At 61.0% G+C, this 18,911-nt stretch carries 18 protein-coding genes; all 18 read right to left on the reverse strand.

Features of this window, described 5'->3' with window-relative positions; genetic code table 11:
* Positions 1 to 21: 21 nt before the first annotated feature.
* The 18 genes from ACM5SV_RS02725 to ACM5SV_RS02810 all read right to left on the reverse strand — a co-directional run bounded on the left by ACM5SV_RS02725 (position 22) and on the right by ACM5SV_RS02810 (position 18,793).
* Positions 22 to 1,035, reverse strand: a complete 1,014-nt coding sequence (locus tag ACM5SV_RS02725; RefSeq protein WP_419425002.1) for a GlxA family transcriptional regulator — start codon at positions 1,033 to 1,035, stop codon at positions 22 to 24.
* A gap of 55 nt (positions 1,036 to 1,090) precedes the next feature.
* Entirely contained in the window at positions 1,091 to 2,089 is a 999-nt protein-coding gene (locus ACM5SV_RS02730; protein WP_128439865.1) for a 4-hydroxyproline epimerase, read from the reverse strand.
* Positions 2,090 to 2,105: 16 nt separating this feature from the next.
* Positions 2,106 to 2,957: an ABC transporter permease gene (locus ACM5SV_RS02735; RefSeq protein WP_003562204.1), complete on the reverse strand. Its 852-nt coding sequence runs from the start codon at positions 2,955 to 2,957 to the stop codon at positions 2,106 to 2,108.
* Complete coding sequence (locus tag ACM5SV_RS02740; protein ID WP_017995985.1) at positions 2,954 to 3,802, reverse strand: ABC transporter permease; 849 nt, start codon at positions 3,800 to 3,802, stop codon at positions 2,954 to 2,956. Before ACM5SV_RS02740 ends, ACM5SV_RS02735 begins: the two co-directional genes overlap by 4 nt.
* 5 nt (positions 3,803 to 3,807) lie before the next feature.
* Positions 3,808 to 4,914, reverse strand: a complete 1,107-nt coding sequence (locus ACM5SV_RS02745) for a quaternary amine ABC transporter ATP-binding protein (protein WP_419425003.1) — start codon at positions 4,912 to 4,914, stop codon at positions 3,808 to 3,810.
* An 85-nt stretch (positions 4,915 to 4,999) separates the two neighbouring features.
* Positions 5,000 to 5,851 (reverse strand): glycine betaine ABC transporter substrate-binding protein, encoded by an 852-nt coding sequence (locus tag ACM5SV_RS02750; RefSeq protein ID WP_419425004.1) that lies wholly within the window; start codon positions 5,849 to 5,851, stop codon positions 5,000 to 5,002.
* 79 nt (positions 5,852 to 5,930) lie between these two features.
* Positions 5,931 to 7,277: an NAD(P)/FAD-dependent oxidoreductase gene (locus ACM5SV_RS02755; protein WP_419425005.1), complete on the reverse strand. Its 1,347-nt coding sequence runs from the start codon at positions 7,275 to 7,277 to the stop codon at positions 5,931 to 5,933.
* Positions 7,274 to 8,791, reverse strand: coding sequence for an aldehyde dehydrogenase (locus ACM5SV_RS02760; RefSeq protein WP_419425006.1), 1,518 nt, complete (start codon positions 8,789 to 8,791; stop codon positions 7,274 to 7,276). The genes ACM5SV_RS02755 and ACM5SV_RS02760 overlap by 4 nt, the downstream gene beginning before the upstream one ends.
* Positions 8,784 to 9,695, reverse strand: a complete 912-nt coding sequence (locus ACM5SV_RS02765) for a dihydrodipicolinate synthase family protein (RefSeq protein ID WP_128450151.1) — start codon at positions 9,693 to 9,695, stop codon at positions 8,784 to 8,786. Before ACM5SV_RS02765 ends, ACM5SV_RS02760 begins: the two co-directional genes overlap by 8 nt.
* On the reverse strand, positions 9,692 to 10,408 hold the full coding sequence (locus ACM5SV_RS02770) for a GntR family transcriptional regulator (protein ID WP_017995991.1): 717 nt from the start codon (positions 10,406 to 10,408) through the stop codon (positions 9,692 to 9,694). Before ACM5SV_RS02770 ends, ACM5SV_RS02765 begins: the two co-directional genes overlap by 4 nt.
* A gap of 502 nt (positions 10,409 to 10,910) precedes the next feature.
* A complete protein-coding gene (gfa, locus tag ACM5SV_RS02775) occupies positions 10,911 to 11,483 on the reverse strand; it encodes an S-(hydroxymethyl)glutathione synthase (RefSeq protein WP_065283259.1) in 573 nt (190 codons plus the stop codon).
* Positions 11,484 to 11,537: 54 nt separating this feature from the next.
* The gene (gene fghA / locus ACM5SV_RS02780; protein ID WP_017995992.1) at positions 11,538 to 12,374 is read right to left on the reverse strand and encodes an S-formylglutathione hydrolase; all 837 of its coding nucleotides are present in this window, start codon (positions 12,372 to 12,374) and stop codon (positions 11,538 to 11,540) included.
* Positions 12,375 to 12,377: 3 nt separating this feature from the next.
* Positions 12,378 to 13,505, reverse strand: coding sequence for an S-(hydroxymethyl)glutathione dehydrogenase/class III alcohol dehydrogenase (locus ACM5SV_RS02785; protein ID WP_017995993.1), 1,128 nt, complete (start codon positions 13,503 to 13,505; stop codon positions 12,378 to 12,380).
* Between the two features lie 150 nt (positions 13,506 to 13,655).
* Positions 13,656 to 14,351 (reverse strand): dimethylsulfonioproprionate lyase family protein, encoded by a 696-nt coding sequence (locus tag ACM5SV_RS02790; protein WP_419425007.1) that lies wholly within the window; start codon positions 14,349 to 14,351, stop codon positions 13,656 to 13,658.
* Positions 14,352 to 14,366: 15 nt separating this feature from the next.
* Positions 14,367 to 15,308: an electron transfer flavoprotein subunit alpha/FixB family protein gene (locus tag ACM5SV_RS02795; protein ID WP_221975129.1), complete on the reverse strand. Its 942-nt coding sequence runs from the start codon at positions 15,306 to 15,308 to the stop codon at positions 14,367 to 14,369.
* Between the two features lie 25 nt (positions 15,309 to 15,333).
* Positions 15,334 to 16,083, reverse strand: a complete 750-nt coding sequence (locus ACM5SV_RS02800; protein ID WP_012759168.1) for an electron transfer flavoprotein subunit beta/FixA family protein — start codon at positions 16,081 to 16,083, stop codon at positions 15,334 to 15,336.
* A gap of 19 nt (positions 16,084 to 16,102) precedes the next feature.
* Entirely contained in the window at positions 16,103 to 16,708 is a 606-nt protein-coding gene (locus ACM5SV_RS02805; RefSeq protein WP_221970247.1) for a dimethylsulfoniopropionate lyase, read from the reverse strand.
* Positions 16,709 to 16,756: 48 nt separating this feature from the next.
* The gene (locus ACM5SV_RS02810) at positions 16,757 to 18,793 is read right to left on the reverse strand and encodes an FAD-dependent oxidoreductase (RefSeq protein ID WP_419425008.1); all 2,037 of its coding nucleotides are present in this window, start codon (positions 18,791 to 18,793) and stop codon (positions 16,757 to 16,759) included.
* Positions 18,794 to 18,911: the final 118 nt, after the last annotated feature.

The following is an 18,911-nucleotide window of genomic DNA, read 5'->3' on the forward strand; positions in this document are numbered from 1 at the left end:
CCGGCCTAAAATCATCCTGTTCTAGTGCGCTCTCGAAGCGGCTGCGCGATGCTGCGACGGCGTTTGCCCAAATGTGCGCTTGAAGGTTCTGGTGAACTGCGAGGCGTTTTCAAAGCCGACATCCAGCGCGATCTCGATCATTGGCGCCTTCGACTGGGCAAGGATCGATTTTGCCCGCTCCATGCGAACACGATTATAGGCCTTGGCGGGAGACATCCCCGTCTTGTCGATGAAGATCCTCTCCAGTTGGCGCCGTGACAGGCCAACCGTCGCGGCAAGCTTCTGTATAGACATGCTGCCATCGACGAACTGTTCCATCGTAATCATTGCCGCCTTGACGCGGGCGTCGTCATAGTCGTCGTAGAGCGGACGCCGGGGCTGTATATCCGCTGAAGTCCGGGCCTTGTCGATCTGAAGGACCTCCAGCGCGTTTCGTTCGGCGTCGCGGCTGATACATTTCCTGACCAGCAACGCCGCCATGTCGGCCGAACTGCTGCCGCCTGCGCAGGATCCGCGCTGGCGATCGAGATTGAAGAGCCGGTCGGAACGAACGTTGAGATCGGGAAACCGCTCCCGAAACTCCTTGTAATGCAGCCAGCTCACACAGCATTCGTGCCGCTTCATCAGGCCTGCCGCAGCAAGAATGAACGAACCCGTACACACGCCGATCAGCGGCACCTTCTTGGCGTCGGCCTGCTTTAGGAAAGCGATGGTCTCCTGGTCGACAGGGTTTTCCACCGTCAGAAGGCCGCCGACGACCACGATGTAATTGAACTTCGACGGATCGACGAAATCGGACGTCGGAGCGACCTGGACACCGCAGCTCGCGGTGATCAGGTGCCGCGTGCTGCCGATCACCTGCCAGTCGGCAAGGACCCTTCCGGAACGATCCTGCTCGTCGCTGGCAAGCCGTAGCGTGTCCACGAAGAGCGCGAAAGCGGACAGCGTGAAGGATCGCGCAAGAACGAAGCCGACCTTGAGCCGGCCAGCCGACTTCGCGGCGTCGTCTGCCTGTCGATGCTGCTCGGGTCGCATAGTCATCTCCTCGCCGCTCTTACCGCACCGCCCGTCTTTTCAGACGAAAACGCGCTCATCGGATCTGAAAGCCATGCGCTAGCGGATCACGGTCGTCAACGAAAATGGTGTTGTGCCCGATGACGCGTGCCCAGCCCCCAATGCTTGGAAGAATACCGCTGTAGGGCCCAATGCGTGCCTCGGCTTCGACCCGGCCCTCGAAGACGGTTCCGATCAGGCTTTCATGCCGGTATCTCGACCCGACGGTAAGCCGTCCCTTCCCATAGAGCTGGGCCATGCGGGCGGAAGTGCCGGTGCCGCCCGGCGAGCGATCGATGGCCTTCTCGCCATAGAAGACCGCGCAACGTCCATCCGAAGTGTCGTTGACGGGGCGATCACACCAGATGGCATGATGCACGCCGCGGATCCTGGCGTCGTCGGGATGAATGGGATCGCAGATATCGGCAAGTGCTGACCTGAGCTTCTGGCTGCAACCGACGATGTCGGATGCGGTCATGCCGTCGAGCCCGCTCCAATTGTCTTGCGGTTCGATGACCGCATAATAGTTGCCGCCATAGGAGATGTCGACGCGCAGACGGCCCATTCCCGGCACGTCGACGTCGACATCAGCCTCATGAAGATAGCTCGCAACGTTGTGGAGACGAACGGATTCGACATATCCGCCCTTCTCCTCATAAGTGACGTCGACCCTTCCTGCAGGCGTCTCGATGGCAACCCGGCCGGGCTCCCGCGGCTTGACGATCCCCTCCTCGATCGCGGCGGTCACGGTGCCGATGGTGCCGGCGCCGCACATCGGCAGACAGCCGCTCACCTCGATGAAAAGCACGGCGAAATCGCAATCCTCCCGATAGGCCGGATAGATGATCGCGCCTGACATGATGTCGTGCCCCCTTGGCTCGAACATCAGCGCCTGGCGCACCCAGTCATGGTCCCGGACAAAAATCTCCCGACGCTCACCGATCGGCGCATGCGGAAGCAGCGGACCGCCTCCAGCGACGAGGCGGACGGGATTGCCGCAGGTATGCGCATCGATACAGAAGAAGCTGTTTCTCATCTTTTCATGTCCTTGCTCATCCTGCCTTCCGTGGCCTGTCGCGGTCGAGCAGGCCGCGGGACAGCCGGTCGAGCAGAAGGGCGACAGCAACGATCGCCAGGCCCGCCCGCAGGCCAAGCCCCATCTCCATGCGCGTCAGGCCGCGCGTCACCTCGGCGCCGAGACCGCCGGCACCGACGAGCCCGGCCAACACCACCATCGCCAGCGACAGAAGGATGCACTGGTTGAGCCCGACCAGGAGCGTCTGCCTGGCCAAGGGGATCTCGATCTTCCAGAGCACCGAACTGGGAGGCGCGCCGATGGCGCTGCCGAGTTCCACAAATTCTCTCGGCACCTGGTTGAACGCCAGCGTGGTCAGGCGGAGCATCGGCGGAATGCCATAAACGATGGTGGCGATGATTGCCGGCACGCGTCCAAGGCTGAAGATCATCACCGCAGGAATGAGATAGACCCACGGCGGCACGGTCTGCATCACGTCGAGAACCGGGCGAACCATTGCCTCCAATGTCTTGTGGCGCGAGCACAGGACGCCGACCGGGAAGGCGATAAGCACGGAGATCAGAACCGCGACAGTGACCAGGGAGAGGGTCTGCATCGATGCCGTCCACAGTCCCATGAGGAGACAGAACCCCAGGCAAAGCCCCGCGAGGATCGCGGCGCGCAGACCGACGGCGACGAATGCCAGGACGACGACGATCGCGATAAGCCCATAGGGCGGCACGAACAGGAGGAGCGCCTCGAATCCGGAAAGAACCGCTTCGATCAGATAGCTGATCGCCGCAAACAGCGGATGCAGGTTGGTGTTGAGCCAATCGACTGACGGCGCCAGGAAAGCGCCGGGCGAAAACTGCAGGATGGATGGGTTCATGACTTCCTCCCCGTTCCCAAGCGAGCTGCGCTCTGGGTTATCCGGTCAAGCACCATGGTCAGTACCACGATGGCGATCGCTCCATTGATAGAGGTCGCGATGTCGAGCGTTCTGATCGCGCCATAGATCGTCTCGCCAAGCCCGCCGGAGCCGACGATGCCGGCGATGACGACCATGCCGAAGGCCATCATCAGGCTCTGGTTTATGCCTGCCATGATGCTCGGCAGCGCAAAGGGAAGGCGGATCTTGAAGAACATCTTCGCCGGCGTCATCCCGAGCGCCTCTCCAAGTTCGATGAACTCCTTGGGCGTCATCCGGATACCGAGAGAGGTCAGGCGGATCGCCGGCGGTACGGCGACGATCACCGTCGCGATCAGTGCCGTCGCCGGTCCGTAGCCGAGCAGGGCGATCGCCGGCAGCAGGTAGATGTATGGCGGAAGTGTCTGGATCAGATCCAGGCCGGGCTCCATGAATCGATCAAGGGCGGGGAAAAAGCCGGCGGCAATACCGATTGGGATCCCGATCGCCAGGGCGAGTGCGGTTGCGGTCAATACCAGCGCCAGCGTGCTCATCGTCTCTGGCCAGAGCCCCATGGAAAAACAAAGCGCCAGTGCTGCGCCGCTCAGCAGAGCGAACCAGACATTGACCAACCGCCAGCCGATGAGCGCCACGATCAGCGCGACCAGGTAGAAAGGCGGAAGCTGCAGGAGCCAGAGGATCCCGTCATAGAGCCCTTCGAGAAGCTGCCTGATGGAATCGAAAAGGAATTCGCCATTGTCGCTCACCCACTCGAGCGCGGCGTCCGTCCATTCATCAAAAAGATCGGTGAAGCCTGAACTATCCATGTCAATCAGCTCCAGTTGTGGGACGCCGGCGTGAGATCGTGGGTGGAGGTTCCCTTGACGCCCATCAGCAGGCTGCGTGGTGTCACCACGCCGACGATCTGATCATTGTCGACGACGGCGATGGCATCGCGCTCCGACTGCATCGTCAATGTGATGAGTTCGTCGATATCGGCGTCCGGCGTCGTGCGCGCCAGCGACGCGATGTCGGAATTCGGCGCGCTCTGCTGGAATTCGGCGACGCTGCGCATGACGGAATGCGCCTTGATCAGATGAAGGCGGGATATGCCGGCGACAAATTCGGCGACATAGGCATCCGCAGGGTTGAGGATGATCTCCTCTGCCGTGCCGGTCTGGATAATGACGCCGTCCTTCATGATCGCAATGCGATCGCCGATCCGGATCGCCTCGTCGAGATCATGGGTGATGAAGACCGCGGATTTGCCCAAGGCTTTCGTCAGCTGCCGGAATTCGTCCTGAAGTTGACGCCGGATGAGTGGATCAAGAGCGCTGAACGGCTCATCCATCAGGATGATCTCGGGGTCGGAAGCAAGCGCGCGGGCCAGCCCGACGCGTTGCTGCATGCCGCCGGAAAGCTCGTTCGGATATCGGCTCACCCAGTCGGCGAGGCCGACCTTCTCGAGCGCTGCAACGGCGGTCTTGTTTCGCTCCGGCTTGGCAATTCCCTGAACCTCGAGGCCGAAGGCCGCATTTTCGAGGACCGTCCGATGCGGCAACAGAGCGACGCTTTGAAACACCATGCCGATGTTCCTGGCGCGCATCTGCCGGAGATCGACCGGCGACAGGGCGGCGAGGTCGCGTCCCTTGACGAGGACCTTGCCCGAGCTCGGCGTGATCAGCTTGTTGAGAAGGCGGATGAGTGTCGATTTTCCGCTTCCCGACAAGCCCATGATGCAGAAGATTTCGCCGCGCCGGACCTCAATGCTCGCGTCGGACACGCCGACGACGCAGTTGAACTCCTTCAGGACCTCTTTTTTGCCGAGGCCGCGCTCCTTGATCGACTTCATTGCCGCAGCGGACTTGTCACCGAAGACTTTCCAAAGGGATTGGCAGTCGATCAGGACGTCATTGATATCGGCATTTACGGTTTTCATAGCGATCCCCATCGAGCCATTCAGCGCTGGCTTCTTCATTAGGTTTCAGGGTGGCCGCCCGACGGATCGGACGGCCACGACGCGTTTAGCTCTTCTTGATGTTTTCCCAGCGCTTGATCAGGTCGGCATGCGCGCCGATCCAATCCTGCACGGCCTGGTCCATGGTCTTGCCTTCATTGACTGCGCCGTTGATGGCGGTGATGTCGGCAATCGGCACGTAGACACTGGCCATCACTTCACGCGCATGCGGGTTCTCTGCGGAGAAGCCCTTATGGCCGATCCAGTAGTAGCTCTGCGGCGGCGGGAATACGCCCTTCGGATCCTTGAGGTACTTGACCTCGTACTTCTGGACCATCCAGGACGGCTCCCAGATCGTCACCGCAATCCACTCCTTGCGATCATAGGCGGACTTCAGCGCCGCCGTCATCGCGGCGGTGCTGCCCTCGACGAGCTGGAGCTTGAGGCCATAATCCTTGACCGCGTTCGAAGTATCGCGCATCAGGCCGGCGCCCGGTTCGATACCGATGATCTTGCCGCTGAACTTGTCGGCGTTTTCGTTGAGCTGTTCCAGCGAGTCGATCGGGACATATTTAGGAACCGCGACGCCCTGATAGAGGCCGTGCGAAACGGGTGAGATCTTCTCGAGCCGGTTCTTGTTCTTGTCCCAGTAGTCTTGCGCAACATAGTCCGTCTGCGAGGTGAGGACCTGGATGTCACCCTTGGCGAGAGCGGCATAGGCGATGCCCCATTCGGAGAACTCGGTCACCTTGACCGTATAGCCGGCGTCTTCGAGAACCTTCTTGGTGATACCGGTGATGGGCGTCAGGTCCTCCCACGACATCGTGCCCATGGTGATCGTCTTTTCTTCCGCGCGAGCAGGAAGGATGCTGACCCCGATCATCGCAGCGGCGCAGAGCGCCTTCCACAAACTCTTCATTGTTCTTACTCCTGTTTTTCGTTCCCATTGTCATTGAAGTCTGCGAGCGGGCAGTCTTCATATTGCGCGGGCCGAGAGATCATCCCTCGCGGCCTGCACGCAATTCCTGAAAGCGGATAACCGAATTGACCCCCAGCCACGCAAAGGGCTCGGGAGGTAATTTGCTCGGTTCCGGCTGGTTCCTGTATCGGTCGAGTTCGGGGCTACCCGCGCCGGCAGCCAGATCGGCCGCCATCATCCCTGCGAGCGTGCTCTTGACAGTGCCGAGACCATTCTCGCAGCAGGCGGAAAAAAGCCCCTCTTCGACCTCGCCGAATGCTGGCACATGGTTTCTGCTGAGGCAGAGAGCACCCGCCCAGCTATATTCCATCGGCAGGCTTTCCAGTCCGGGAAAGCGCGCGTCGAATGACCGGCGCTGCTCGGCCGCCACGCCGGCGACCCGCTTCTCCGACACCTGGAGGCTCGGGTCGTAGGTGAACCTCGTCCTGATGACGATTCGCGAACGACCATCGGTGGTGATCTTTCTGACCGTCGCTCCCATCGGGTCTGCCGGCAGCAGCGCCCAGCGATCTGCGCCGGTGACATCGCCGCCGAACTCATTCTGGGAAAAGGCTGATGTCATCGACGCGTAGGTGAAGATGTGCATCAGCCGTCCGCGAAAATGGCCGAAGCTTTGAATATGGCCGTTCACGCCGAGAATGACCTTCGGCGCGGAAACAGATGCTCGACCGGATTTCGCCTTCCAGGACCTGCCCTCGCGCGAAAGCTCCAGCACAGGCGAGTGCTCGTGGATGGCGACCTTTGAGCTAAGTCCGCGCGCCAAGCCGCGGATATAGTCGGCCGGCTGGATCATCACGGCGCCTGGCGTATAGAGCCCTCCGCGATAATAGCGCGAGCCGGTCATCTCCCGCATCTGATCGGCATCGAGAACGCGATGCTCCTCGCCAATCTTTGCGAGCGACTTCCTGTAGTTGTCGTTAAGCCCAAGCCCCCGCTCGGAGGCGGCCGCATTCACCTTGCCCGACGGATCGAAGGTTTCCCTGGACAGGCCGTATTCCGCCGCGACATCGGCTGCGAAGGAAATCGCCAGACGGTTCTGCCTGATCTCGTCCTTGGTCGCCTCTTCGTCGGCCACCGAATATTCGCCTGAGGACAGATTGTGCGGCACGTCGATCATGAAGCCGGAATTCCTCCCGGCCGGTCCCTTGGCGACTTCGCGAGCCTCGAGGACGACGATCTTGTCCTCAGGGCGCAATTGCGAAAGGCGGCGCGCCGCCGACAGGCCGGCAAACCCCCCGCCGACGATCAGCCAGTCCGCGGTCATGTCGTGCTCAAGCGCTGTTGCGGGAAAGGCGCGTTCGCTGATCGCCTCCCATCCCGAAACGCCGGTGTCGATCGGCAAGCGCTTGATCACATGGCGGGTCATCGGATGGTCTCGTCGACCGAGCGTTCCGAGACATCGATCCAGATGGTCTTGAGTTCGCAGTAGTTGTCATGGGCAAAGACCGACTTGTCGCGGCCGCCGAAGCCGGACTCCTTATAGCCGCCAAACGGCGTGCTGGCGTCGCCTTCTCCAAAGCAGTTGACGGTGACGACGCCGGCGCGGATCTCGCGCGCAAGCTTGATGGCGTTCCTCAGGCTGCCGGTATAGACGGACGCCGTCAGACCGTAATTCGTGTCATTGGCAAGAGCGATTGCTTCGGCAAGCGAATTGAAGGTGGTGACCGAAAGCACCGGCCCGAAGATCTCTTCCTGGAAAAGACGGCTGGCAGGCGTCACACCCTCGACCACTGTCGGTTCGATAAAGATGCCGCCATGCGTTTCGCCACCGTGGGTGACCGTCAACTTCTCCTTCCTGGCGTCGTCGAGGAAGGATTTCACCTTCTCGAAATGGGCCTTGCTGACAAGCGCGCCGATGCGGTTTGCAGGGTCGAGCGGATCGCCCGTCTTCCATTCGCGCATATAGGCGCCGATGCGCTTCAGCAGCTCGTCCTTGACCTTGGAATGAACGATCAGACGCGACGTGGCCGAGCAGTTCTCGCCCATGTTCCAGAAGGCGCCGTTGACGACCTGCTCGGCAACGAGGTCCAGGTCTTCGGCATCGTCGAGAACGACGGCGGGGTTCTTGCCGCCGCATTCGAGCACGACGCGCTTGAGGTTCGAGTCCGCTGCATAGCGCAGGAAGCGGCGGCCGGTGGGCGTCGATCCGGTGAAGGCCACCATATCGACATCCATGTGCATGCCGATCGGCTCGCCGACCTCCTTGCCGCCGCCGGTCACGACATTGAACACGCCGGCTGGAATACCCGCTTCATGGGCAAGCTCGGCGACGCGCAGCGTGGTGAGCGTCGTCTCCTGTGCAGGCTTGACGATCACCGAGCAGCCGGCAGCAAGCGCCGGGCCGATCTTCCAGGCCAGCATCAAAAGCGGAAAATTCCACGGAAGCACGCATCCGACGACGCCGACCGGCTCACGCACGATCATCGTCAGTGCGTTGGCGCCGACAGGCGCGGTATTGTCATAGAGCTTGTCGATCAGTTCGGCGTGCCAGCGGATCGTGTGAATGGTATCGGGAACATCGACCGTCTGGCATTCGCCGACCGGCTTGCCGCTGTCGAGGCTCTCCATGACAGCGAGCTCGTGACGATTGTCCTCGAGCAGCCTGGCGAGCTTGAGGAGCACCGCCTTGCGTTCGCCTGGCGAACGCAGCCGCCAGCGGCCGTCGTCGAAGGCTTGCTTTGCCTTGGCGACGGCGGCGTCGACATCGGTGGCGTCGCATGCGGCGATCTCGGCGAGAACCTCGCCCGTCGCGGGATTCGTCGAGGTGAATGTCTGCCCGGAATTGGCCGGACGAAATGCGCCGTCGATGAAGGCATTCGCTGGAAACTGAAGGCCGGCCGCGATCGCCTTGTATTCGGAGGCGGTCAAGGGTTCATGCATGATTTGCTCCCGAGGTGATCTGGGCGACCGTGCGCTTTAACGTGGCGACGACGGTCTGAAGGGTTCGCTTTTCTTCGGAGTTGAGCGGACGCAGCGGCGCGCGGACCGATCCGACATTCAGCCCGATCAATTCGCATCCGTGCTTGATCGATTGAACGAACTTCCCGCATTCCAGGAAATCCATGAGCGGCAGCATCGCCATCATGATCGCGCGACCCTTGTCGAAATTCTTTTCGAGCACGCAGGCCTCATAGAGGGCGACATGTTCGCGCGGGAGGAAATTGGAGCCGGCGCAGACCCAGCTCTTCGCGCCCCAGGCGAAGAATTCGAGCGCCTGGTCGTCCCAGCCGCAGGACAGCGCAATATGCGGAAATTTCCGGGCAAGCAGGTGCAGATTGCCCATGTCGCCGGAGCTTTCCTTGATGGCGATCACGTTCTTCGACTTGCCGAGGCGGGAGAAATACTCCTCGCCCATCATCACGCCCATGCGGGCCGGATAGTTGTAGAGCATGATCGGCAGGTTTGCCGCGCGGTCGACGGTCAGGGCGTGGACCGCATTCTCGCGTTCGGTCGGCAGCGCGTATGGCGGTGACGACACCAGGATCGCGTCCGCGCCGATTTCCTTGGCCGCCTTTGCGTAATCGACCGAATCTTCGGTCCGCGTGGCGCCGGTTCCGATAATGAGCGGCAGCCGCGTGCCGATGACGTCCCTCGCATAGGCGGCGAGCTCGAAACGCTCCTGGCTGCTCTGGGCGTAGTACTCGCCCGTCGAGCCTCCGACGATGATGCCGTGGACGCCCGCCTCGATCAGCGATTCGAGCACGGCGGCAAATCCAGCCCTGTCGATCTGACCATTTTGGTCGAGCGGCGTCACCGCCGGCGTATAGATCCCCTCAAACTTCACGACGATTTCTCCAATAATTGCGTGGCGGGGCCGCCGAGGAAGGCGTCCGCCTTGAGGCCTTGCGGGGCGATGAACATTTCCATGTTCTCGCGGGACAATTCCCAGTGTTCGAAGACGAGGTCGACGACGGCGTTTTCGTCGTGAGCGCCGAGCGCATCGATGAAGCTGTCATGATGGCCGACGGCCACTTGAAGCCGCCGCTTCATGTCCTCGTTCCTCGGCCGGAAGAAGGTGTGGCCGATGCGCGCGTGGTCGATGAGCAGCCGGCCGAGACTCGGCTGCAGATAGACGTTGCCCGACATCTCGCCGAAGATTTCGTGAAAGCGATTGTTCTCGAGGACCATCGCCAGAGCGTCCATGTTCTCGCTGGCGGAGCGGAACCGCTCCTGGGTCTGCTTCAGGTCTGAAAGCTGAGTAGGCTTGAAGTTCTGCACGGCGAGACGGCCGATCGCCGCGTAGATCATCGGCGCAACAAGAAAGAAATTTCGCAGGGTGGAGTGGTTCATCGGGATGACCCGCGCGCCCCTGTTCTCGCGGATGTCGATATAGCCCTCACCGGCAAGGCGACGGAATATGTCGCGGACCGGCGTCCGGGAGAGGCCGTATTTTTCGCTCAAACTGGCCTCGTCCAGATCGGCATCCGGATCCAGCTCCATCGTCAGAATCTGCCGTTTCAGATCTTCGTAGAGATTGCTCTTCGGTGTCTTCGCCATCGTCGCTCTCCGGCCGCTGGTTGCTCTACGCCGTGAAGATGGCACGCCTCTCGCAGGGAGTCAATAATTGTGTACTCTGCGTACACAATTAGTATTTCTTAAATACACAATAGTGCCGAGCAAAGCGTCCCGGGTGCGCCTCAGGCGTCATTTCAAAGCGCTATCCAGGATCGACGTTGCGCGGCGGCGGCCAACGCGCAGTTTCCCAAGCGGATTATGGTGGCAAGGTCTGTGAGGATTTCTGTGCAGTCGAGGTTGATGCGGTTTTTATACGCATCAACCTTGATCATCAGGCGTCGGAAGCCTGGCCGCCGGAAGGCCGGCGCGCGGCATCACGGAGTATCTCGATATCCGGATAGCGGTGGTTTTGTCGGGGAGCGCCGGCTCGGCGTTCCCCGAGCATTTCCGCTTTCTCTCAAGTCACGGAAATGCTCTCTTTTGTTTTTACGCAATCCCGGACGCAAAACCGCTGCGCACTTTTGCTGGGAATTGCTTTAGCCAATCACGCAGCCAGGACGCCACTCTTCTTGGCCATCCAGGTTGCGATGTAGTCCATCAGGCCAGGGTTTAGGCAATCGTAAGGCTCGAGGCCGGACGTCCTCAACTGCGCCCTGACGGCATCCATCTTCGCGGGGTCGAAGCCGCTTTCGATGATCGACGACACGAAGGCCGCAAAGCCCGGTTTCGCCCAGCCGCTTTCCTGAAAGCGTTCCGGATGGACGAACGACAATCCCTGGAACGGATGTTCGCGCACGACCGGCCCATACATATGCACGCCGCATTCCTTGCAGGCGTGGCGCTGGATCAAGGCGGTGGAATCGACGACGGCGAGCTTGTCGCCATTCTCTTGAACTTCGACGCTTTCGGTCGGCGCAACTGCCACCACTGAAAAGACGAAGCCCTCGGGCTTCCAGCATTTCGTGCAGCCGCAGGCGTGATTATGGGCGATGTCGCTCTTGATCCTGACCTTCACGGGGTTGCTGGCGCACTTGCAGACGAGCGTCCCGCCTGCGAAAGCTGCGTCAGTCGCCCGAAAGCCTGAATCCACTGCCGGATGTATGGCTATGCTGGTCATGGGTTTCTCCTCCCCTTCTGGGCCGTTTGCGATATGCCCGGCCAAGCTCTGCAATCAGTCTCCCAATCTCCGCGCGTGCCAGCGCAGATGGTCTTCCATGAATGTCGAAATGAAGAAGTAGGAGTGGCCGTAGCCTTCCTGCATGCGAAGCCGCAGGCTGATGCCAGCCGTCTCGCAGGCTTGCCTGAGCTCTTCGGGGCGCAATCCATCCTCCAGGAAGCTATCCGCCGTGCCCTGGTCGACGAGGAATTCCGGGAACCGGTGCCCGTCTTCGATCAGCGAGCAGGCATCATATGCCCGCCAGGCCGTCTCATCCGATCCGAGGTATTTCTGGAATGCCGGCTTTGACCAGCCGGAGACCGAGGGATGGCTGATCGGCGCAAAAGCCGAGCAACTGCCGAAGCGTCCGGGGTTCTTGAGCGCAATCGTGATCGCGCCGTGTCCGCCCATCGAGTGACCGAAGATGCCCTGTCGGTCCATGTCGACCGGAAACTCGGCCGCGATAAGCTTGGGCAATTCATCGACGACGTAGCTGTACATCCGATAGTTCTGTGCGAATGGCGGCTCGGTGGCGTCGAGATAGAAGCCGGCACCCTTGCCGAACTGCCAATTGCCAGGTTCGTCCGGGACGGCATCGCCCCGCGGACTGGTATCGGGGCAGACGATGATCATGCCGAGTTCTGCGGCAAGACGCCGATACTCTCCCTTTTCCATGACGTTCGCATGGGTGCAGGTCAGACCGGAAAGGTACCATAGAACCGGCAGCTTGCGTGCTTTGGCCTGCGGCGGCAGGAATACCGCAAAGGTCATGTCGCATTGGCAGACATCCGAGCGATTGACGTAAACGCCCTGGGTGCCGCCATGACAATTTTCGGTCGAGATCGTCTTCATGGCTCAGTACACGACCACGCCGCGGATGCTTTCGCCCTTGTGCATCAGCTCGAAACCCTTGTTGATGTCTTCGAGCGGCATGGTGTGGGTGATCATCGGATCGATCTGGATCTTGCCCTGCATGTACCAGTCAACGATCTTCGGCACATCGGTGCGGCCGCGGGCGCCGCCGAAGGCGGTGCCCATCCAGTTGCGGCCGGTGACCAGCTGGAACGGACGGGTGGAGATTTCCTGGCCGGCGCCGGCAACGCCGATGATAATCGACTTGCCCCAGCCGCGGTGCGAGGCTTCCAGCGCCTGGCGCATCACCTTGGTGTTGCCGGTGCAGTCGAACGTGTAGTCGGCCCCGCCGATCAGATCGCCGTGGCGCTTCGTCAGGTTGACGAGATAGGGCACGATGTCGTCGCCGACCTCCTTCGGATTGACGAAGTGGGTCATGCCGAACTTTTCGCCCCAGGCTTTGCGGTCAGGGTTGATATCGACGCCGATGATCATGTCGGCACCAGCAAGACGCAGACCCTGCAGCACGTTGAGGCCAATGCCGCCGAGGCCGAAGACGATCGCCGTGGCGCCCATCTCCACCTTGGCGGTGTTGATGACCGCACCGATGCCGGTGGTGACACCGCAGCCGATGTAGCAGATCTTGTCGAACGGCGCGTCGGGATTGACCTTGGCAAGGGCGATCTCCGGCAGCACGGTGAAGTTCGAAAAGGTCGAGCAGCCCATATAGTGGTGGATCTTGTCCTTGCCGATCGAGAAGCGCGAGGTGCCGTCCGGCATCACGCCCTGGCCCTGGGTTGATCGAATCGAGGTGCAGAGATTGGTCTTGCGCGAGGTGCAGGAATAGCACTCGCGGCATTCCGGCGTGTAGAGCGGAATGACATGGTCGCCCTTCTTTACCGAGGTGACGCCTGGACCGACATCGACGACGATGCCGGCGCCTTCATGGCCGAGGATCGCCGGGAAGAGGCCTTCCGGATCGGCGCCCGACAAAGTGAAATCATCGGTGTGGCAGATGCCGGTCGCCTTGACCTCCACCAGCACTTCGCCGGCCCGCGGCCCTTCCAGTTGCACGGTCATCACTTCGAGCGGTTTTCCTGCCTGAACGGCAACGGCGGCGCGAACGTCCATTTTGATATCCTTCCTCTTAAATTGAATTCTGATGCTACATATTCGAAGGGGCCGGCTTCTCACCGATTTGCTGCTGCGTCACAGCCGAGATATCATGCTCTCGCCTTCGCGCTTTTCATTCATCTCAGGCTCATTGTCGCCAAGGGTCTATCACCTCTCCCGCTCAACCTGGCACCAGACCGCCAGCAGCGGCCGGGCTGTGCATCTTATCGCGAAGGATTCGCCGGCGTCATTCGCAAAGACCGTACCGATATCGGCGGAGAACCAATGGGAATCGCCAAGGCGGATTTCACCCGGCGAAAGCAGAATGAAGGCGCGGGGCTGCGTCTGAACATGATCGGGAAATCTTGTATAGCGATCCATATAGATCACGCCGACCCTGAGATCGGCGCGTTCCTCCATGCCGCCGGGACCGACGAAGACTGCATGGGAGTGCGTATTGCCAAAATTCAGGCTTGCGAACGGACCGGAGCGGCCGCGTCTCCAGAGCAGCTTATCGGCGAGACTCTGGAACTGGCCGGCGATCGCCTCGTATTTCCGTCCCGATTTTGCAAGATGGCCGACGGCGTCATCCAGCCCGTTGGGCGCGCCGGGAAGAGGCCCACCCTCCGGACGCACCTTGCCGGTCTTGAGCAGTTTCTGGAGGACCTTGCCCGCGACGAAACTGGCGACGGCAGGAGCCTCGGCCGACAACATCAGCCCGCCGACATCATTGAGGAATTCCTGCAGCGGCCGAGAGCGCCTCTCCCTCCCGATGTCGTGCAGCCGTATGTATGCCGGCTTTTCGTCATCGTTCAGAAGAAGGTCGGCACCAGGTTTGATTGGACGTCCCACGACGCGCGCCACGTTCGGTCTCCCCCGCTAGAGCGCCTTTTGCAATTCCGGCAGGGCGTCGAAGAGATCGGCGACCAATCCGTAGTCGGCGACCTGGAAGATCGGCGCCTCCTCGTCCTTGTTGATGGCGACGATGACCTTCGAATCCTTCATGCCGGCCAGATGCTGGATGGCGCCTGAAATGCCGCAGGCGATATAGAGCTGCGGCGCCACCACCTTGCCGGTCTGACCGACCTGCCAGTCGTTCGGCGCATAACCGGCATCGACGGCCGCACGGCTTGCACCGACGGCAGCACCCAGCTTGTCGGCAAGCGGCAGGATGACCTCCCTGAACTTTTCCGCCGAGCCGAGCGCCCGGCCGCCGGAAATGATGATCTTCGCCGAGGTCAGTTCCGGACGGTCGGAGGCCGACAGCGCGTCCCTGACAAAGGTCGAAAGCCCCGGATCGGAAACCGCCGGAATTGCTTCGACGGTCGCCGAACCACCCTCCGGTGCGGAGGCGAAGGAGGCGGTGCGCACGGTGATCACCTTCTTGGCATCGCTTGCCTGCACCGTCTGGATGGCATTGCCGGCATAGATCGGCCGCTTGAAGGTATCGGACGAGATCACCTCGATGATCTCGGAGACCTGGGCGACGTCGAGTAGGGCAGCGACGCGCGGCAGCACGTTCTTGCCGACCGAGGTGGCGGCAGACAGGATCGTGTCGTAGCTGCCGGCCAGCGAGACGATCAGATCGGCCAGCGGTTCGGCCAGATTGTTGGCGAGTTCATCGCTTTCGGCCAGCAGCACCTTGGAGACGCCGGCAAGCTTGGCGGCGGCATCGGCGGCAGGCTTGGCAGCTTTGCCGGCGACGAGGATGTGAATATCGCTTGCCTGTTCCTTGGCGATCTTGGATGCTGCCGTCAGCGCCTTGGCGGTCTGATCGGACAGGCTGGCATTGTCGTGGTCAGCCAGAAGAAGAATGGTCATGATGATGGCTCCTGTTCCAGGCTGATTACAGCACGCCGGCTTCGTTTTTGAGCTTGTCGATCAGTTCGGCGACCGACTTGACCTTGACGCCGGCCTTGCGGCCCGACGGCTCCTCGGTCTTCAACACCTTGAGGCGCGGCGTGGTCGAGATGCCGAAGTCGCTTGGCGTCTTCTTGTCGAGCGGCTTCTTCTTCGCCTTCATGATATTCGGCAGCGAGGCATAACGCGGTTCGTTCAAGCGCAGATCTGATGTGATCACCGCCGGCAGCTTGATCTCGATCGTCTGCAAGCCGCCATCGACTTCGCGGGTTACCTGAGCCTTGCCATCACCGATCTCGATCTTCGAGGCGAAGGTCGCTTGGGCGGTTCCCATCAGCGCTGCCAGCATCTGGCCGGTCTGGTTGCTGTCGTCGTCGATCGCCTGCTTGCCAACGATGATCAGCCCCGGCTGTTCGGCATCGGCGACAGCCTTCAAGATCTTGGCGACAGTGAGCGGCTCGATCTGATCGTCGGTCTCGACCAGGATCGCCCGGTCGGCGCCCATGGCAAGTGCGGTGCGCAGCGTCTCCTCGGCCTTGGCAGGACCGATCGACACCACCACCACTTCCTCGGCCTTGCCGGCTTCCTTCAGCCGCAGCGCTTCTTCCACCGAGATCTCGTCGAACGGGTTCATCGACATCTTCACATTGGCAAGCTCGACACCCGTGCCGTCCGGCTTCACCCGGATCTTCACGTTGTAGTCGACAACCCGTTTGACGGGCACGAGAATTTTCATGGGCAACCCCCCTTTATTTCTAAACTGCTGGCCGTTCGGCAAGTAATGCCCAGAAGGCGAAGAGCGGCGTGTCGAGCGACCTCATGGCATGCTTGATGTCGGGGACATTGTAGAAGGATCCGCCGATACCAGGCGAAAACCAGTCCCCTTCCCCCTGCTGGAACTCTCCCTCGGAAAGCACGAGATAGACTTCCTCGGGCGCATGATCATGATCCGGATAGCGCACGTGAGGCGCCATCAACGTCACACCGATCCACAGGTCGCTCCGCTCTTCCAATCCTCCCGGGCCGATAATCATGGCATTGGCATGCTCATCGACAAAGTTGTCGCTGGCCGTGTGGTCATACTTGGTGCGCTGACGCCATTCAAGCTTTGGCTCGATGCCTTTGAACCCGTCGATCAATCGCGTCAGCGAAGGATAGGCCGTATCGATCGAGAGCGCCACATCAAGCTGAGCGCAAACCGGCAATCGCCTTCCCTCCCCCACGCGCGCAGCCCCCGGGCGCTCCAGCGCCGCAAAAATCTGACGGATCGAGCGGCGGGCTTCCGGGGCCTTGGCGAACTCGTCGAAAGCCACGAAAGCCGCATCGAGGAAAATCTGCAGGCTTTCCTTGCGTGAACTCATGTCATCACCTCCGGAGACGATCGGCCGGCAAGCGGCCCGCGCTTGCGATCAGATATCTTTTGCGATGCGCAACCCGTCATAGACGGCGGCATGGGTGTTGCGTGCGGCGACCGCATCGCCGATCCGGAACAACTGGAACTTGCCATCAGGATTGCGAATGACGGACTGAGGTTCTCCGGAAAGAAGCTGATCATGCGACATTTCGCCGAGATTGCTCGAGCTGGGCTTCAACTCGAAATAAAGCTCATCGAGCGGAATGGTCCCATGATTGACGACGATCTGGTCGAAGCTCTGCTGCCTGGCAATCCCGCCGTAATCGCTGCCGACATGGGCAACGAGCTGGTTGCCGCTCTTCTCCACGGCTTCGAGACGGTAGGTAACGGTGAAGGTCACGTCATGCTTCTGCAGAGAGCGCATATAGGGCACCAGGTTCATGGCCATGACCTCGGGCGCGAAGGACCGGTCCGGCGTCATGATCTCGACCTTGGCGCCTGCCTTGGCAAGAAACTCTGCCGCCTGCAGGCCGGCATGGTCGCCGGCGTCGTCGAAGATCAGCACATTGGTTCCAGGCTTCACGTCGCCGGAGATGATGTCCCATGACGAGACCACCAGGTCGTTGCCGCTGGCGAGAACCTCGGTATGCGGCAAGCCGCCTGTCGCGATGATGACGACATCGGCATTCTCGGCCTCGATGGTATCGGCTTCCGCCCAGGTGTTGAAGCGGAAGGTGACGTCGTATTTCTCGCACTGGCTCATGCGCCAGTCGATGATGCTGATCATCTCCCTGCGGCGCTCGCTTTGGGCGGTGAGCCGGATCTGGCCGCCGGGATTGTTCGCCGCTTCGAAAACCACGACCTGGTGGCCGCGTTCTCCGGCGACGCGCGCCGCTTCCAGACCGGCCGGGCCGGCGCCGACGATGACGACCTTTTTCTTGGCGTCGGCCTTCGCCACGATATGCGGCATGGTCAGTTCGCGGCCGGTGGCGGCATTGTGGATACAGAAGGCCGCCCCGCCCTGGTAGATGCGATCGAGACAGTAATTGGCGCCGACGCAGGGACGAATATCGTCTTCGCGCTTTTCGATGATCTTGCGGACGATATGCGGGTCGGTCATGTGGGCGCGGGTCATGCCGATCATGTCGACCTTGCCGGAAGCGATCGCATGGCGCGCGGTGGCGACGTCAGGGATTTTCGCCGCGTGGAAGGTCGGAAAATCGGTCGCGGCGCGAATTTCGCCGGCGAAATCGAGATGCGGTGAATTCGCCATGCCCTGGATCGGGATCACGTCGGTGAGACCCGCATCGGTATCGATGTGGCCACGAATGACGTTGAGGTAATCGATCAGGCCGCTTGCCTTCAGGCGCTTGGAGATTTCGATGCCGTCGCCCTTGCCGGTGCCGCCGGGAAGACATTCATCGGCGGTGTAGCGCACGCCGAGAATGAAGTCGTTCCCCACCCTTTGCCGGATCGCCTTGAAGACGTCGAGACAGAAGCGCAAACGGTTATCGAGCGATCCGCCGTAGGGACCTTCGAGCTCGTTGGTGAGCGGCGACGTGAACTGGTCGATCAGATGGCCGTAGGCCTCCAGTTCGACACCATCCATGCCGCCCGCCTTCATGCGTTCCGCAGCATCGGCAAAATCCTTGATGATGCGCTCGATGTCCCAATCTTCCATCTTTTTCGGAAAGGCGCGGTGGGACGCCTCGCGCTGATGCGATGGCGCCACGACCGGCAGCCAGTCGCCCTTGTCCCAGCGCGTGCGCCGGCCGAGATGGGTGAGCTGGATCATGATCGCCGCCCCCTCTTCATGCACGGCGTCGGTCATTTCCCGGATCCAGGGTACGATCTCGTCCTTATAGGCAAGCAGATTGTTGAAGACCGGCGGGCTGTCCCTGGACACCGCGGCCGAGCCGGCCGTCATCGTCAAGGCCACGCCGCCCTTTGCCCGCTCCACCGTATAGGCGCGATACCTCTCCTTCGGCATGCCGTCTTCCGGATAGGCCGGCTCGTGGGAGGTCACGATGATACGGTTGCGCAGCGTCAGATGCTTGAGCTGATAGGGCTGAAGAAGGGGATCGTTCGACATGGGCCGTGGTTCCGGATTAAAACATCGGAGGGGACGCTAAGCATAATGTACATATGTGTCAATATTGAAAACAACTGGGTCGTTACTTTAGACACAGATGTACATTTTTCTTGTGCGC

Origin of the sequence: Rhizobium sp. CRRU65, from assembly GCF_048551595.1 — a bacterium.
Classification (GTDB): Bacteria; Pseudomonadota; Alphaproteobacteria; order Rhizobiales; family Rhizobiaceae; genus Rhizobium; species Rhizobium leguminosarum_J.